Origin of the sequence: Pimelobacter simplex (assembly GCF_900114845.1) — a bacterium.
GTDB classification, from domain to species: Bacteria; Actinomycetota; Actinomycetes; order Propionibacteriales; family Nocardioidaceae; genus Nocardioides; species Nocardioides simplex.
Genome location: NZ_FOUK01000002.1, coordinates 442251 through 457717, shown reverse-complemented (window position 1 = coordinate 457717; position 15467 = coordinate 442251). Strand labels below are relative to the sequence as shown.

Sequence of the window (15467 nt, the reverse complement as noted above, 5' to 3'; positions counted from 1 at the left end):
TTCGTGGAACAGATGAAGCGACGGCCACACCGAATCGTCCGGCGTCACCTGGTCGGCCACCGCTGGACCATGCCCCCCTACCGATAGGACCTGTCATGACTGCGCCCACCGGGCCTACGGAGACCGGCGACATCGCCGAGCTCGAGGAGGAGTTCTCCCACGCGTCGGCGATCCCGACGCCGGGACGCACCCCGCTCGTGATCAAGCTGCTGGTCGCGGCGACCTTCGTCGTGATCCTCAACGAGACCATCATGGTCAACGCCGTCCCGCGGCTGATGGCCGACTTCGAGATCACCTCGACGACCGCCCAGTGGGCGCTGACCGTGTTCATGCTGACGATGGCGTCGGTGATCCCGGTGACCGGCTGGTTCCTCCAGCGGGTGACCACGCGCACGGCGTACGCCACGGCGATGACGACGTTCAGCATCGGCACCGTGATCGCGGCGGCCGCGCCGACGTTCGGTGTCCTGCTCGTCGGCCGGGTCGTCCAGGCCGGCGGTACGGCGGTCATGATGCCGCTGCTGATGACCACGCTGATGACGGTCGTCTCCGCCCAGGACCGCGGCCGGGTGATGGGCCAGGTCACCCTGGCGATGTCCTGCGCCCCGGCGCTCGGCCCGGCGGTGTCCGGCATCCTCCTCGAGCTCGGCTCGTGGCGGCTGATCTTCGTCGCGGTGCTGCCCATCGCGATCCTGGTCGGCTACTTCGGCTTCAAGAACCTCGAGAACGTCGGCGAGACGACGAGCAGCCCGGTCAGCTGGCTGAGCGTCGTGCTCGCGGCGGGCGGCTTCAGCAGCTTCGTCTACGGCCTGAGCAAGGTCGGCAACGCCGACTGGCCCGAGCCGACCGCGCTCATCGGCGCCGGTGTCGTGCTGATCGCCCTGTTCGCGCTCTACCAGGTCCGGCTCCAGCGCGACGAGCGTCCGCTGCTCGACCTGCGCACGCTGCTGCACCGCAACTACGCCGTCTCGCTCGTCCTGATGGCCGCCGGCTTCATGGCCTTCCTGGGCTCGATGATCCTGCTGCCGCTCTACCTCCAGGACCTGCGCGGGCTCACCGAGCTCCAGACCGGCCTGATGGTGATGCCCGGTGGCCTCGCCATGGGTCTGCTCGGGCCGCAGGTCGGCAAGGTGTACGACCGGATCGGCGCCCGGCCGCTGGTCATCCCGGGCTCGATCGCGATGGTCGCGCTGCTGTTCGGGCTGAGCCGGATCGGCGCCGAGACGCCGTACGTCCTGATCGTGGTGCTGCACGTCGCGCTGATGGCGAGCCTGGCCACGGTGTTCACCCCGGTGTTCACCATCGGCCTGGGCGACCTGTCGCCGCAGCTCTACTCGCACGGCAGCTCGCTGCTCGGCACGCTCCAGCAGGTCGCCGGCGCGATCGGCACCGCGCTGCTCGTGGTCATCATGACCAACCGCACCGAGCACCTCGCCAAGGCCGGCGAGCACCCGGTCGACGCGTTCATGGGCGGCCTGCAGTGGGCCTTCGCGACCGGCGCCGTGATCGGCGTCGTGGTGGTCGCGATGGCGCTCCTGCTGCCGGGCAAGTCCGACCTGCCCGCCGCCGAGGGCCACGGCGGCCACTGAGCCGGTACGACGAACGAACGGCCCGGTCCCCTCGCGGGGGCCGGGCCGTTCGGCGTCTCTAGCGCTGCTCGTCGAGGAAGGCGTCGAGCAGCGGCCAGCTGACCTCGGCGGCGCGGGGGCCGGCGACCAGGCCGAGGTGGCTCAGGCCGTCCGCGGCGGCGTACCGCGCGGTCGGGACGACGCGCGGCCCGGCCTCGACCGCGGGACCGTCGGCGATGTTGTCGCTGGCGCTGCCGACGAAGAGCACCGGCGTGCGGACGTCGGCCAGCCGGATCTCGCGCCCCGGCGTGAGCCGCACGGTCCCGGACGCGAGCTCGTTGCGGACCATCAGCCGGGTGTGGATCTGGTGGTAGGCGCGCCCCGGGTAGCCGGGCATCTCGCCGATGAAGCCGTCGATCGCCGAGGTCCGGGCGAGTGCCTCGGTGTCGAGGATGTTGCGGGCCAGGTGCACGGCCTTGGTCAGCTCGCGCTTGGGCGCCATCGCGCGGTAGCTGGCCCGGACCAGGTGCCGGGGCACGCCGCCGAGCGCGGCGGTGGGGGCGGTGACCGCGCGGGTGCCGAGCAGCCGGTCGGCGACGACGAGCGGCTGGATGGCCGGGATCCGGGTGTAGTCGATCGGCGTGCCGAACGCGGTCAGCGAGGCGATCGGCAGGTCCGGGTGCGCGGCGGCGGTGAGCAGGCTCATCGTGCCGCCGAGCGACCAGCCGACCAGGTCGACACCGTCGACCGGGTCGCCGGCCGCGGCGTGGTCGTGCAGCACCGCGTGGATCGCGGTCGGCAGGATGTCGTCGATCCAGGTCTCGAAGCCCATCGCCCGGTCGGCGAAGGTGATCTGCCCGTAGTCGACGAGGTACGTCGCCCGCCCGGCGGCGACCAGGTGCGCGGCCAGGCTCTGGCCCGGGCGCAGGTCGAAGCAGCGGGCCGAGACGGCCAGCGGCGGGACGAGCAGCACCGGCCGGGAGGCCGTCGCCGACGTGGTGCGGTCGTAGCGGACCAGGCGGCGGTGCGGCTCGTCGGAGAGCACGGTGGCCGGCAGGCCGTCGTACTGCTCGATGCCGGTGCCGAGGGGGGACAGCGCCCAGGCGTTGCGGGCGGCGGTGGTCGCGGCGGTGGTCAGGGTGTCGACGGAGGCGGGCACCGCGACATGGTGGCGTTCGCGGTGCACGCCCGTCCACCGAACGTGACGCGTCTGACTACTCGTGAGTAGCCACGACCCGGGAGGTCAGGAGCAGGGCACGACGTCCTGCGCGCCGAAGACGCCGCGGTAGACCCGCTCCTGGGTGCGGGGGAGCACGGCGGCCTGCGGGCTGGCCCAGGCCAGGGTGGTCACGGCGGGCCCGCCGTTGCCGGCGATCCGCTGCCGCCGGGCCTCGACCCGGAAGACGACGCGGTCGGCGCTCGTGCCGGCGAAGCACGCGGAGCCGCGACGCTGGGTCCGGGCCACCGCCGCGGTGACCTCGTCGCCGGCCGCGACGCCGCGGTAGCGCAGGGTCACGATCGACTGGAAGCCGGACGGGTGCGGGCTGGTCGCCTCCCAGGTGCCGGTGATGCCGATCGACATGCCGCGGGTGCGCGTCGACGGGACCGAGAAGACGGCCTTGCCGTCGCGGACGCGGTGGGTCCGGCTGCTCCACCACGAGTTCCGCAGGCCCTGCTGGAGGAAGACCTGGCAGCCCTCGCAGTCGGCGACCTTGACCACCACCCGGGTGCGGTGGGGTGCGGCCGCGGTCGACGGCACGGAGCCGAGGGCGAGCAGGCTCCCGACGAGGGCGAGCAGGGCGAGCAGCGGGACGATCCGGACGAGGGGCCGGGGAGTGCGGGACATGGGGGTTCTCCTGGAGAAGGGGACACTGGCACCAGGGGAGACGCCGCTGCAGGGCGTTTGGTTCTCAGTCGCGCGACTTCCAGCTCTGCGCGCCGATGAGCAGCATCCGCAGCTGGGTCCGGGCGGCCTCGGCGATCCGGTGCTCCTCCGGCGAGCCCGGCTCGGCGGTGACCAGGCGCTCGGCGGTGGTGACCATGGCGCCCACGATGAGCGCGGAGAGGATCTGCAGGTCGCGCTCGGACCAGACGTCGGTGCCGGGCAGGTGGGCCAGGTCGGTGGCGAGCTCGCGCTCGGCGAGCTCGATGCCGCGGGCGATCGCCGCGCGGACGCCGGCCGGGCCGGCGAAGCGCTCGCGGGCCAGGAACCCGAAGTGGGCGTGGTGCCCCCGCACCTGCTCGACCAGGACGGCGACCGAGCCGTCGATGATCGTGCCCGCGTCCTCGCCCGCGGCCCGGCGCAGCTCGCGCAGCAGGGCGCGCAGCGTGTCGAGCGATTCCTCCACGAGCGCGAGGCCGAGGTCCTCGATGGAGGGGAAGTGCCGGTAGAAGGCGGTCGGCACGATGCCGACCTCCTTGGCGACCTGGCGCAGCGAGAGCGCGACCAGCGTGGTGTCGTCGGAGAGCGCGAGTGCGGCGTCGAGGATCGCGCGACGGGTCCGGCCCTTGCGCTCGACGCGGCTCTCGGTCATGGCCGCGAGTCTACGTGAGTGCACATGTGTGCACTGTCACGCGGTGGGGTCGTTGACGGTCGCGGGGGCGGCGGGTCAGAGTTTGGGTGTACAGACGTACACCCAACTTCCGCCCACGAAGTCCTGAAGCCCCGAAGGAGGCGCGCATGTCCGCGCTCATCTCCCCGCCGGCTCCCGGCGGCCCGGTCGGGCGGCTCCTGCGCTCGCGGCTCGCCGCGGCGCTGGCCACCCCGCACGGCGTCGACCGGTACCTCGAGCGGTTCAACCCGATGTGGGCTGCGCACGAGGTGCGCGCCCGGGTCGTCTCCGTCCACCGCGAGACCACTGGCACCGACTCGGCGCCCGTCGCCACCCTCACCCTGCAGCCCACGAGCACCTGGCGCGGCCACCGGGCCGGCCAGCACGTGCTCGTCGGCGTCGAGCTCCCCGGCAGTGCCAAGCGGCTGACCCGGGCGTTCTCGATCTCCTCGGCCGCCTCGGCGCCGGGGGAGCAGATCACGCTCACCATCCGTGCGCACGACGAGGGCCAGGTCTCGGCGTACCTGGTCCGGCAGGCGCAGCCCGGCACGATCCTGCACCTGAGCCAGGCGCAGGGGGAGTTCACGCTCCACGAGAGCCCGGCCACGCCGACCACCAACCACCTGCTGTTCATCACCGGCGGCTCGGGCATCACGCCCGCGATGTCGATGGTGCGCACCCTCCTGCGTGACGGGTACGACGGTCACGCGGGCCGCAAGGTCACCTTCCTGCACTTCGCCCGCAGCGCCGAGGACCAGATCTTCGCCGACGAGCTGGCCGCGATCGCGGCGGCCGACAACGGGGTCGACGTCCACCTGCGCCACGGCGACGCGCTGTTCAGCGCGTTCGAGCTGCGCCGGCTGGTGCCCGACTACCGCGAGACCGACACCTGGCTCTGCGGCCCGGCGGGCCTCGTCGAGCTGGTCAAGGAGGCCTACGCCGACGCCGAGGGCGTGCTCGCCCCGCGGCTGCGGATGGAGTTCTTCAAGCCCGCCGTGGCCCGGGCCGCGCAGTCCGCCGACGGCGCCGAGCTGAGCGGCGAGGTGACCTTCACCCGCTCCGGCGCGAGTGCCCCCGCCTCCGGGACCAGCCTGCTCGAGCAGGCCGAGGAGCTCGGCCTGAAGCCGGAGTTCGGCTGCCGGATGGGCATCTGCTTCTCCTGCACCCGCACCAAGACCGCCGGCACCGTCCGCAACGTCCTCACCGGCGAGGAGTCCTCCCTGCCGGACGAGGAGATCCGCATCTGCGTCACCGCCGCTGCCGGTGACTGCCACATCGACCTCTGAGGAGATCCCCATGAGCATCGACACCACGGCCGCCCCGGCCGACGAGAAGTACCACGGCCTCACCGCCGAGCAGATCGAGCAGCTCGGCGCCGAGCTCGACGGCCTGCGCCAGCGCGTCCTCGCCGACCTCGGCGAGGCGGACGCGGAGTACCTCCGCAAGGTCGTCACCACCCAGCGCAAGATGGAGATCGCCGGCCGCGCGCTCTTCTACCTGCCCGTGATCGGCTGGGTCCCGGCCGTGGCCTGTCTGAGCGTGTCGAAGATCCTCGACAACATGGAGATCGGGCACAACGTCATGCACGGTCAGTACGACTTCCTGGGCGACCCGGCGTTCAACTCCCGGATGTTCGACTGGGACACCGTGTGCCCCGGCGAGCAGTGGAAGTACTCCCACAACTACATCCACCACACGTTCACGAACATCGTGGGCAAGGACCGCGACGTGGGCTACGGGATCCTGCGCATGGACCCGGACCAGAAGTGGCACCCGTACTACCTCGGCAACCCGCTCTACGCCTTCCTGCTGATGACCTTCTTCGAGTGGGGTGTGGCGCTGCACGACCTGGAGGTCGAGAACATCGTCTCCGGCAAGCGGAAGCTGGCCGACAACAAGCCGCTCTACCCGGGCCTGATGCGCAAGATCCGGCGCCAGGCGCTCAAGGACTACGTGCTCTTCCCGGCGCTGACCGGCCCGCTGTTCCCGCTCACGTTCGCCGGCAACGCGGTGGCGAACCTGGTGCGCAACGTGTGGGCGTTCAACATCATCTTCTGCGGTCACTTCCCGGCGGGCGTCGCGTCGTTCTCCGAGGAGGAGACCGCCGACGAGACCCGGGGCCACTGGTACCTGCGCCAGATGCTCGGCTCGGCCAACATCACCGGCAGCAAGCTCATGCACCTGATGAGCGGCAACCTCTCGCACCAGATCGAGCACCACCTGTTCCCCGACCTGCCGGCCCGGCGCTACCCGGAGATGGCGGTCGAGGTGCGTGAGATCTGCGAGCGCTACGGCCTGCCCTACAACACCGGTCGCCTGCACCAGCAGCTGTTCAGCGTGTTCAAGAAGATCGTGCGCTACTCCCTGCCCGGCGGGACGGCGAAGCCCGCCCCCGTGCGCGGCCCCGGCGCCGTGACCGACGACTCGTTGGCAGCCTGAGCCCGCGCGGGGGAGACTGGCCGGCATGACCGACGGACGCGACCGCCTGACCCGGGGCGAGATCACCAAGGACGCGCTGCAGGCCGGCGCCGAGGCGGCGGCCCAGACCGTCGGCGAGGTCGCCACGATCGTGACCCGAGCGGTCGGCGACGTCGCCGCGGCGGTCGGCGGCCTGGCCACCGAGATCTTCGAGATCCGCGACTCCTCGCGCCGGGCCCTCGCCGACCAGGTCGAGGAGCTCGGCGACGACGAGGCGCCGCCGGCCTCACTCGAAGCGCAGCCGGAAGCCTGACATCCGGAAGGAGCCGAGCTGGCGGGCGTCCTGCAGGAAGCCCAGCGGCCCGTCCGCGGCGAAGCTCCACCGGCCGCGGCAGGGCAGCGCCTTGGCACTGCCCTTCATGGTGACGTCGGCGGTCTCGGGGTGCTCGGGGATGCCGGGCTGCTCGACGAGTCCGGTGAACGGAACCCGCAGCGCGGCACGCGAGACGTCGGTGAAGCTCGCCTCGACGATCGGGCGGCGCTCGACGGTGGCGGTCCAGTCGGTCGAGGTGACCGGGCCGTGGAACGACGTCTCGAGGTCGAAGTCGCAGAGCTCCTTGGGGATCGCCCACAGCTCGCGGCCGCCGGCCTGCGAGGCAGGGGAGTCGACCCAGATGTCGGTGATGGTCACCGCACCCTTGCCGGCGCTGTTCTTCACCGTCCGCGCGAGCAGGAGCTCGTGGTAGGTCAGCGGGCTGGGCTCCTCGTACGAGACCAGCGCGACGCCGTACGTGCCGGCGGGGTGGCGCTCGTCGACGTCGGCGCCGAGCCGGAACACGGAGAGCCACAGCGAGCCGTGCATGTGCCAGGGCGCGGGGGGATAGACGCTCACGACTCGGGTTCCTCCTCCAGCAGGAGCTGGGCGGTCTGCTCCAGCTCGGCCTCCATCGCCGCCGGCAGCGCGTCGGTGAGCTCGTCGGCGATCGGGCTCTCGGCCCGCGGGCCGAGCCCGGCGGCAGCGCGCTCGACGGCGCCGGCGACGTCGATCAGGGTCGCCTGGCGCACGTAGGGCTGGTCGAGCTCGCGGGCGACGTACTTGGCGACGAAGCGGCGCAGCTCGCCCTCGACGTTCGCGGCCCGGCTCGTCAGCGAGGCGCGCAGGCCCTGCGCCTTGAGCCGGACGACGACCTGCGCCGGCCGCGGCGGCTCGACGTCGAGCGCGATCGCGAGGTCCGCGCGGGCGTGCGCGGTGATCACGAGCGGCACGGTGATGGCGGCGTCGAAGCGCTGCTTGTCCATGCCGAGGTCGATGGTGAAGACGAGCTCGACGGGCAGGTCGACGTGGAAGGAGACCGGGTCGGCGCCGGTGCGCTCGCCGGTGGCGGTGCCGATCCGGCCCTGGGCGGTCACCTTGGCGATCCGGCCCGGGCCCACGCCCATCGGGCCGACGTCGATGGGGCGCCCGGCCAGCACGTTGACGCCGCGCAGCACCCGCTCGGCGGTGACCGCGCTGGCGAAGAACCGCTCGCCCCAGTCCGCGTAGTCGATCCGGTCCTCGCTCACGCGGGTGACCCTAGGGCATCGCGCGCGGCCCCGTCGCGAGTCCGCGGGTGACGAGCTGGAGGGTCCGCTCGATCGCGGCCTCCCGGTCGGCACCGCCGAGGTCGCACAGCGGGCCGTCGATGAGCAGCATCGCCAGCCCGTGCACGGCGGCCCAGGGGCCGGCCTCGGCGTCGGGCCGGTCCTCGGGGGCCAGGTAGCCGACCGCGACCAGCTCGTCGAGCATCTCGCCCAGCAGGACGTAGGGCGCCGGGTCCTGCATCCCGCCCGCCTCGCCGCCGAGCCGGCCGGTGAAGCAGGTGCGGAAGACCCCGGGCTCCTCGACCGCGAAGCGGATGTAGCCCAGCCCGGTCGAGCGCAGCCGGGCCAGGGCACGCTCGACGGGGTCGCCGTCGGCGGGCACCTGGGCGAGGAAGTCGGCCATCGCGGCGACCATGCCGTCCATCGCCAGGGCCCGGGCGGCGTCGAGCAGGTCGGCCTGGTTCTCGAAGTGCCGGTACGCCGCCGTGGGCGTCACGCCGACCTCGCGGGCCGCGCCCCGGATCGTCACCGCATCGGGGCCACCGGTCGCGGCGAGGTCGGCGGCCGCGCGGACGAGGGCGTTGCGCAGGTCGCCGTGGTGGTAGGCGCGCTTGCCGGACGACGTCGAGGTGCTCACGTCGTACATGTTGACACCCGCACACATCCGTGCCAAGTTAACGGCAGCAAAGTTTACAGCCACCCACATTCTTTCCCGCCAGGAGATCGCCATGTTCCGCAGGATCGGCACACTCGTCACCACCCACGCCCGGTGGGTGCTCGGGCTCGGCGTGCTCGCCGTGCTCATCGCCGCCTACGTCGGCATCGGCGCCTTCGGCAAGCTGGAGACGCAGGGCTTCGACGACCCCGCCTCCGACAGCAGCCGCGCCGCCACGCTGCTCGCCGACCGGTTCGGGGGCAGCGCCGACTACGTCTTCGTGGTCGAGGCCGCCGACGGCGACGTCGACAGCCCCGCCGCCGCGGCCGCGGGCACCGCGCTCACCGAGCGGCTCCGCGCCGACCCGGACCTGGCCGACGTGGCGTCGTACTACGACGGGCAGGCGCCGCCGCTGCGCTCGACCGATGGCGGCCACGCGCTCATCACCGCCGCGATCGCCCCGGGCACCGACGCCGACCCGGCGGCCGTGCTCGACCACTACGCCGGCGCGGACGGGCCGATCGACGTGCACGTCGGCGGCTCCGAGGTCGTCGGCGAGGAGATCGGCGGCCAGATCGGCCAGGATCTCGGGCTCGCCGAGAGCATCGCGATCCCGCTCATCCTGGTCCTGCTCGTGCTCGCCTTCGGCAACGTCGTCGGCGCGCTGGTCACCCTCGGCATCGGCCTGGTCGCCATCCTCGGGACGTTCGCCGAGCTCTCCGTGCTCGGCTCGATGACGGACGTGTCGATCTACGCGGTCAACCTCACCACCGGTCTGGGGCTGGGCCTGGCCGTCGACTACGGGCTGCTCATGGTCGCCCGGGTGCGCGAGGAGCGCGCGGCCGGGCACGCTCACGACGCCGCCGTGCGGCGGGCGGTCGAGACCGCCGGGCGCACCATCGTGTTCAGCGCGACCACGGTGGCGGTGGCGCTCGCCTCGCTCCTCGTCTTCCCGATGTACTTCCTGCGCTCGTTCGCCTACGCCGGCATCGGCGTCATGCTCATCACCGCGTTCAGCGCCGTCCTGCTCCTGCCCGCGGGCCTCTTCCTGCTCGGCGACCGGATCGACGCCTGGCGGATCCCGAAGGTGCGCGGGATCCGGGGCGAGGAGGCCCCGTCGTGGGCGCGCCTGGCCCGGTTCGTCGTCCGGCACCCGGTGCTGAGCGCACTGCCGGTGCTCGCCGGTCTGGTCGTGCTCGCCCTGCCGCTGGCCGGGATCTCGCTCGGCACGCCCGACGACCGGGTGCTGCCCTCCAGCGCCTCGAGCCGGCAGGCCGGCGACGCGCTGCGCTCGGAGTTCGCCGGCGACGGCACGCACCCGATCGAGGTGGTCACCACCGCGTCGCTCGACGACCCCGACCTGGCCGCCTACGCCAGCCGGCTCGGCGCCCTGCCGGACGTCGTCCGCGTGGACACCCGGCGCGGCGCGGGCTCCGACCTGCTCTCGGTCGTCACCGACCTCGACCCGCGCTCGGCGGCCGCACGCGACCTCGTCCAGGACGTGCGCGGCGTGGCCCCGCCCGCCGGGACCGAGGCGCTCGTGGGCGGGGCGTCCGCCCAGCTGCACGACCAGATGACCGGGATCGGCGACCGGCTCCCGATCGTCGCCGGCTGGCTGGTGCTGAGCACGCTGGTGATCCTGTTCCTGTTCACCGGCAGCGTGATCCAGCCGGTCCGCGCCCTCCTGCTCAACGCCGTCGGGCTCGCCGCGACGCTCGGCGCCATGGTCTGGGTGTTCCAGGACGGCCATCTCTCCGGGCTGCTCGGGTTCACGCCGCAGCCGATGGACAGCTCGATGATGGTGCTGCTCTTCTGCGTCGCCTTCGGCCTGTCGATGGACTACGAGGTGTTCGTGATGGGCCGGATCAAGGAGATGCGCGACCGCGGCCTGGGCAACGAGGAGGCGCTCGTGCACGGCCTGGCCCACACCGGCCGGATCGTCAGTACTGCCGCCGCGCTCATCGCGATCAGCTTCTTCGCCTTCCTGGTGAGCTCGGTCAGCTTCATCCAGTTCTTCGGGCTCGGCACCGGGCTGGCGATCCTGATCGACGCGACCCTGATCCGGGGCGTGCTGCTGCCGGCCGCCGTCCGGCTGCTGGGGGAGCGGGCCTGGTGGGCGCCGCGCCCGCTGCGCGCGCTGCACCGCCGGGTCGGGCTGTCCGAGGCAGGGCCGGTGCGCGCACCGGCCTGAGCGCGGGTCAGGAGTCGACGACGACGCCCGGCAGCGGCCGGGCGTCGTCGTCGAACAGCGGCGTGCCGCAGTCGCAGGCCTCGTCTGCCAGCGTCTCGCCGGGCGGCAGGTCCCAGACCTGCATGCTGCCGCAGGCGGGGCAGGTCAGGCTGACGAGTCCGCCGCCGGCACCGGCCGGAGCGCCCCAGGCCCGGACCGGTGGGTGCGGGACCTCACCGGCGTCGAGCACCAGGACGTGGTAGGCGTCGTCGCCCTCGTCCCGCACGGCCAGCGTGCGGCCGTGGGCGCGGACCCGCTCGGCGAGGTGGTCCAGTACCCGCGGGACGACGTCGCCGCGGCGGGCCGCCGGGTCGTCGTACGCGGGGCCGGAGCCGAGGTCGAGGTCGCCGGCGCCATCCCCGCCGACCCCCACGCCGAGGGCACGCAGCCGCCCGGCGACGAACGCCGCGAGCTGGCCCTCGTGCTCCTCACCCGACCAGTCGACGACGAGCACCTCGCCGGTCACGCTGGACTCAGTCCTCGGGATCGTCGAGCCGGGCCAACCAGGTGGCGAAGCGCTCGATCGGCGTCTCGAAGTCCGGGTGCACGTCGACGAACTCCTGGAGCCGCTCGCCGAGCCACGCCAGGGTGACCTCCTCGTCACCCCGGCGCTGCTGGAGCTCCTCGATCCCGCGATCGGTGAAGTACATCAGGCGAACGCGCGCTCGATCAGGTCCGCCTGCTCCGCCGCGTGCCGCTTGATCGTGCCGACCGCGGTGGTGGAGGAGGCCGCCCGGGTGACCGGCTCGACCGCGCGGCCGAGCTCGGGCACCACGTTGAGGTGGTACGACGGCCACGGGCCCTGGTTGAAGGGCTCGTCCTGGACCCACTTGACCCGGGCGTCCGGGTACTTCGCGAGCTCGGCCTTGATCTCCTCGATCGGCCACGGGTAGAGCTGCTCGACGCGCAGGATCGCGACGTCGTCGCGCTCGCTCTTCTTGCGCTCGACCATGAGGTCCCAGGTGAGCCGGCCGGAGACCAACAGCACCGTGGAGACCTTGCCCGGCTCGGCCGCGGCGTCGCCGATCACCGGGCGGAAGTCGCCGCTGGTGAAGTCGGCGGGGTGCGAGGCCGCCTCCTTGCGCTTGAGCATCGACTTCGGGGTGAAGACGATGAGCGGCTTGTGCTCGCCGCCGAGGGAGTGGCGGCGCAGCAGGTGGAAGTACGAAGCCGGGGTCGACGGCTGGGCGACGAGCATGGCGTCGTCCGCGCACAGCGTGAGGAAGCGCTCGATGCGCGCCGACGAGTGGTCGGCGCCCTGGCCCTCGTAGCCGTGGGGGAGCAGGAGCACCACGCCGGAGTCCTGGCCCCACTTGGTCTTGCCCGCGGAGATGTACTCGTCGATGACCGACTGGGCGCCGTTGACGAAGTCGCCGAACTGCGCCTCCCACAGCACCAGCGCGTCGGGACGCGCCACCGAGTAGCCGTACTCGAAGCCGAGGGCGGCGTACTCGGAGAGCAGGCTGTCGTAGACGAAGAACTTCGCCTGGTCCTCGGTGAGGTTGGCCAGCGGCGTCCACTCGTCGGCGTTGTGCCGGTCGATGATCGTCGCGAAGCGGGACACGAACGTGCCGCGGCGCGAGTCCTGGCCGGCCAGGCGGACCGGGCGGCCCTCCATGAGCAGCGAGCCGAAGGCGAGGATCTCGCCGGTGCCCCAGTCGATCGGGCCGTCGGCGATGGCCGCGGCGCGACGCTGCAGCTGCGGCATCACCTTCGGGTGGACGGTGAAGCCGTCGGGCGGGGTGACGTAGGCGTCGGCGATGCGCTTGAGCACCTCGGCCGACACGGCCGTCTGGGTCTCGCCCGCCGTCTTGTCCGGGTAGTCGGGGACCGTGGTCCACTCCTTGGGCGCCGTGGACGCCTCGCGGACCTCGGTGAAGACCCGCTCCAGCTGCTGCTGGTAGTCGCGCAGGACCTGCTCGGCCTCCTCGATCGTGATGTCGCCACGACCGATCAGCGACTCGGTGTAGAGCTTGCGCACCGACCGCTTCTGCTCGATCAGGTCGTACATCAGCGGCTGCGTGTACGACGGGTCGTCGCCCTCGTTGTGCCCGCGGCGGCGGTAGCAGACGAGGTCGATGACGACGTCGCTGTGGAAGGCCTGGCGGTACTCGAAGGCCAGCCGCGCGACGCGGATGCACGCCTCGGGGTCGTCGCCGTTGACGTGGAAGATGGGCGCCTGGATCATCCGGGCCACGTCGGTGGCGTAGAGGGTCGAGCGCGACGAGCCCGGCGAGGTGGTGAAGCCGACCTGGTTGTTGATGACCAGGTGGACCGTGCCGCCGGTGCGGTAGCCGCGCAGCTGCGAGAGGTTGAGCGTCTCGGCGACCACGCCCTGGCCGGCGAACGCGGCGTCGCCGTGCAGGAGCAGCGGCAGCACCGGGAACTCCTGGCCGCGGTTGAGCACGTCCTGCTTGGCGCGCGCGATGCCCTCGAGGACCGGGTCGACCGTCTCGAGGTGCGACGGGTTCGCGGCGACGGAGACCTTGATGGTCTCGCCGGTGCCGGCCACGAAGGCGCCCTCGGCGCCCAGGTGGTACTTCACGTCGCCGGAGCCCTGGACCGTGCGCGGGTCGATGTTGCCCTCGAACTCGCGGAAGATCTGGTTGTAGGACTTGCCGACGATGTTGGCGAGGATGTTGAGCCGGCCGCGGTGGGCCATGCCGATGGTGACCTCGTCGAGGCCGGCCTGCGCGGCTGCCTCGGCGATCTCGTCGACGACCGGGACGGTCGTCTCGCCGCCCTCGAGCGAGAACCTCTTCTGGCCGACGAACTTGGTCTGCAGGAAGGTCTCGAAGGCCTCGGCCTGGTTGAGCTTCAGCAGGATCCGCAGCTGCTCCTCGCGGGGCGGCTTGCTGTGCGGCTGCTCGACCCGCTCCTGGATCCAGCGGCGCTGCTCGGGGTCCATGATGTGCATGTACTCGATGCCGGTGGTGCGGCAGTAGGAGTCGCGCAGGATGCCGAGGATGTGGCGCAGCTTCATGAAGCGCCGGTCGCCGCCGCCGAACGAGCCGGTCGGGAACTCGCGGTCGAGGTCCCACAGGGTCAGGCCGTGCGACTCGATGCGCAGGTCGGGGTGGCTGCGCTGCTTGTACTCGAGCGGGTCGGTGTCGGCCATCAGGTGGCCGCGCACGCGGTAGGCGTGGATCAGCTCGAGGATGCGCGCCTGCTTGTCGATCTCGTCGTCGTGCGAGGTCGCGATGTCGTTGTTCCAGCGGATCGGCTCGTACGGGATGCGCAGCGCGCGGAAGATCTCGTCGTAGAAGCCGTCCTCACCCAGCAGGTAGCGGTGCACCTGACCGAGGAACTCGCCCGACTGCGCGCCCTGGATGACGCGGTGGTCGTAGGTCGAGGTCATCGTCATGATCCGCGAGATCGCGTTGCGCGCGATCGTCTCGTCGGAGGCGCCCTGGAACTCCGGCGGGTAGTCCATCGAGCCGACGCCGATGATGGCGGCCTGACCCTGCATGAGGCGCGGCACCGAGTTGTTGGTGCCGAGGCCGCCGACGTTGGTGAGGCTGACCGTCGTGCCGGAGTAGTCCTCCATGGTCAGCTTGTTGTCCTTGGCCTTGCGCACGATCTCCTCGTACGCCGTCCAGAACTGCGCGAAGTCCATCGACTCGCACGCCTTGATGCTGGGGGCGACCAGCTGGCGGGTGCCGTCCTTCTTCTGCTGGTCGATGGCCAGGCCCAGGTTGATGTGGGCCGGCGTCACCATGGTCGGCTTGCCGTCGATCTCGTCGAAGGTGTTGTTCATCGCCGGCAGCGCCTTGATCGCCTTGACGATCGCGTAGCCGATGAGGTGGGTGAACGACACCTTGCCGCCGCGGGCGCGCTTGAGGTGGCTGTTGATGACGATGCGGTTGTCCCACAGGAGCTTGACCGGGATGTTGCGCACCGAGGTCGCCGTCGGGACCGACAGCGAGATGTCCATGTTCTTGGCCGTGGCGGCCGGGATGCCGCGGAGCACGGTCAGCGTCGGCTCGTCGCTGGCGGTGACCGGCGCGGGACGCGGGGCGTCCTTGGGGGTGGGCTTGGGCGCGTCGGCCTTGGGCGGCGTGGGCGTCGTCGTGGAGGCAGGGCTGACCTGGGGAGCGGGGGTCGCCTTCGGCGTGGGGGCGGCCGGGGCGGCCGGGGCGGCCGGCGCTGCCGGGGCCGCGGCGGCGGGCGCGGCCGCGGTGGCCGTCGTGGTGGCCGTCGTGGTGGCCGTCGCCGTCGTCCCGTTGGCGGCCGTGGCGCCGTTGTTCTTGAAGAAGGCGGCCCAGGCGGCATCGACGCTGCCGGGGTCGGCCTCGAACCGCTCCTTCATCTCCTCCACGAGCCACTCGTTGGCTCCGAAGTCCGCAGGAACGGGTGATCCGGTGGACTGGTCTGACGACTGCGTCACGACGTGCTTCGCCTCTTCCGATGAGCTGCTCCGACCCGCGTACCGGTAGCGGGTGCTGTCGACCGCCAAGGCTAGT

At 72.1% G+C, this 15467-nt stretch carries 14 protein-coding genes; 5 read left to right on the top strand and 9 right to left on the bottom strand.

Going from position 1 to position 15467, the window contains the following annotated elements:
- Positions 1–95 precede the first annotated feature (95 nt).
- Entirely contained in the window at positions 96–1589 is a 1494-nt protein-coding gene (locus tag BM223_RS09810; protein WP_052138458.1) for an MDR family MFS transporter, read from the top strand.
- Between the two features lie 58 nt (positions 1590–1647).
- Here the strand turns inward: BM223_RS09810 and BM223_RS09805 are convergent, their stop codons facing one another.
- The 3 genes from BM223_RS09805 to BM223_RS09795 all read right to left on the bottom strand — a co-directional run bounded on the left by BM223_RS09805 (position 1648) and on the right by BM223_RS09795 (position 4102).
- Positions 1648–2727: an alpha/beta hydrolase gene (locus BM223_RS09805; protein ID WP_141267225.1), complete on the bottom strand. Its 1080-nt coding sequence runs from the start codon at positions 2725–2727 to the stop codon at positions 1648–1650.
- Between the two features lie 84 nt (positions 2728–2811).
- Positions 2812–3414, bottom strand: coding sequence for a hypothetical protein (locus BM223_RS09800; RefSeq protein WP_038678069.1), 603 nt, complete (start codon positions 3412–3414; stop codon positions 2812–2814).
- A 64-nt stretch (positions 3415–3478) separates the two neighbouring features.
- Positions 3479–4102: a TetR family transcriptional regulator gene (locus BM223_RS09795; RefSeq protein WP_038678071.1), complete on the bottom strand. Its 624-nt coding sequence runs from the start codon at positions 4100–4102 to the stop codon at positions 3479–3481.
- 146 nt (positions 4103–4248) lie between these two features.
- Between BM223_RS09795 and BM223_RS09790 the strand changes: the two genes are divergently transcribed.
- Genes BM223_RS09790 through BM223_RS09780 form a run of 3 tightly spaced genes read left to right on the top strand, consistent with a single transcriptional unit; the run spans position 4249 to position 6851 of the window.
- On the top strand, positions 4249–5406 hold the full coding sequence (locus tag BM223_RS09790; protein WP_038678072.1) for a flavin reductase family protein: 1158 nt from the start codon (positions 4249–4251) through the stop codon (positions 5404–5406).
- 10 nt (positions 5407–5416) lie between these two features.
- A complete protein-coding gene (locus BM223_RS09785) occupies positions 5417–6559 on the top strand; it encodes a fatty acid desaturase family protein (RefSeq protein WP_052138459.1) in 1143 nt (380 codons plus the stop codon).
- Between the two features lie 25 nt (positions 6560–6584).
- The gene (locus BM223_RS09780) at positions 6585–6851 is read left to right on the top strand and encodes a hypothetical protein (RefSeq protein ID WP_038678074.1); all 267 of its coding nucleotides are present in this window, start codon (positions 6585–6587) and stop codon (positions 6849–6851) included.
- Here BM223_RS09780 and BM223_RS09775 read toward each other — a convergent pair.
- The 3 genes from BM223_RS09775 to BM223_RS09765 are packed head-to-tail and all read right to left on the bottom strand — an operon-like array spanning position 6825 to position 8756.
- Complete coding sequence (locus tag BM223_RS09775; protein ID WP_052138460.1) at positions 6825–7430, bottom strand: acetoacetate decarboxylase family protein; 606 nt, start codon at positions 7428–7430, stop codon at positions 6825–6827. The genes BM223_RS09780 and BM223_RS09775 overlap by 27 nt on opposite strands.
- A complete protein-coding gene (locus tag BM223_RS09770; protein ID WP_052138461.1) occupies positions 7427–8101 on the bottom strand; it encodes a hypothetical protein in 675 nt (224 codons plus the stop codon). Before BM223_RS09770 ends, BM223_RS09775 begins: the two co-directional genes overlap by 4 nt.
- 10 nt (positions 8102–8111) lie before the next feature.
- A complete protein-coding gene (locus tag BM223_RS09765; RefSeq protein WP_200887103.1) occupies positions 8112–8756 on the bottom strand; it encodes a TetR/AcrR family transcriptional regulator in 645 nt (214 codons plus the stop codon).
- Between the two features lie 91 nt (positions 8757–8847).
- On the opposite strand from BM223_RS09765, the gene BM223_RS09760 reads away from it, so the two are divergent.
- A complete protein-coding gene (locus tag BM223_RS09760) occupies positions 8848–10965 on the top strand; it encodes an MMPL family transporter (protein ID WP_038678077.1) in 2118 nt (705 codons plus the stop codon).
- 7 nt (positions 10966–10972) lie between these two features.
- Here the strand turns inward: BM223_RS09760 and BM223_RS09755 are convergent, their stop codons facing one another.
- The 3 genes from BM223_RS09755 to BM223_RS09750 are packed head-to-tail and all read right to left on the bottom strand — an operon-like array spanning position 10973 to position 15313.
- The gene (locus BM223_RS09755; protein ID WP_052138462.1) at positions 10973–11470 is read right to left on the bottom strand and encodes a DUF6630 family protein; all 498 of its coding nucleotides are present in this window, start codon (positions 11468–11470) and stop codon (positions 10973–10975) included.
- 7 nt (positions 11471–11477) lie between these two features.
- The gene (locus BM223_RS28890; protein WP_170222502.1) at positions 11478–11654 is read right to left on the bottom strand and encodes a DUF6104 family protein; all 177 of its coding nucleotides are present in this window, start codon (positions 11652–11654) and stop codon (positions 11478–11480) included.
- Positions 11654–15313 (bottom strand): multifunctional oxoglutarate decarboxylase/oxoglutarate dehydrogenase thiamine pyrophosphate-binding subunit/dihydrolipoyllysine-residue succinyltransferase subunit, encoded by a 3660-nt coding sequence (locus tag BM223_RS09750; protein WP_235319281.1) that lies wholly within the window; start codon positions 15311–15313, stop codon positions 11654–11656. The genes BM223_RS28890 and BM223_RS09750 overlap by 1 nt, the downstream gene beginning before the upstream one ends.
- Between the last annotated feature and the right edge of the window lie 154 nt (positions 15314–15467).

Coding starts and splice junctions, on each gene's coding strand:
- BM223_RS09810 (WP_052138458.1), top strand. CDS start 96: ATGACTGCGCCCACCGGGCCTACGGAGACCGGCGACATCGCCGAGCTC.
- BM223_RS09800 (WP_038678069.1), bottom strand. CDS start 3,414: ATGTCCCGCACTCCCCGGCCCCTCGTCCGGATCGTCCCGCTGCTCGCC.
- BM223_RS09795 (WP_038678071.1), bottom strand. CDS start 4,102: ATGACCGAGAGCCGCGTCGAGCGCAAGGGCCGGACCCGTCGCGCGATC.
- BM223_RS09790 (WP_038678072.1), top strand. CDS start 4,249: ATGTCCGCGCTCATCTCCCCGCCGGCTCCCGGCGGCCCGGTCGGGCGG.
- BM223_RS09785 (WP_052138459.1), top strand. CDS start 5,417: ATGAGCATCGACACCACGGCCGCCCCGGCCGACGAGAAGTACCACGGC.
- BM223_RS09780 (WP_038678074.1), top strand. CDS start 6,585: ATGACCGACGGACGCGACCGCCTGACCCGGGGCGAGATCACCAAGGAC.
- BM223_RS09760 (WP_038678077.1), top strand. CDS start 8,848: ATGTTCCGCAGGATCGGCACACTCGTCACCACCCACGCCCGGTGGGTG.
- BM223_RS28890 (WP_170222502.1), bottom strand. CDS start 11,654: ATGTACTTCACCGATCGCGGGATCGAGGAGCTCCAGCAGCGCCGGGGT.
- BM223_RS09750 (WP_235319281.1), bottom strand. CDS start 15,313: ATGAAGGAGCGGTTCGAGGCCGACCCCGGCAGCGTCGATGCCGCCTGG.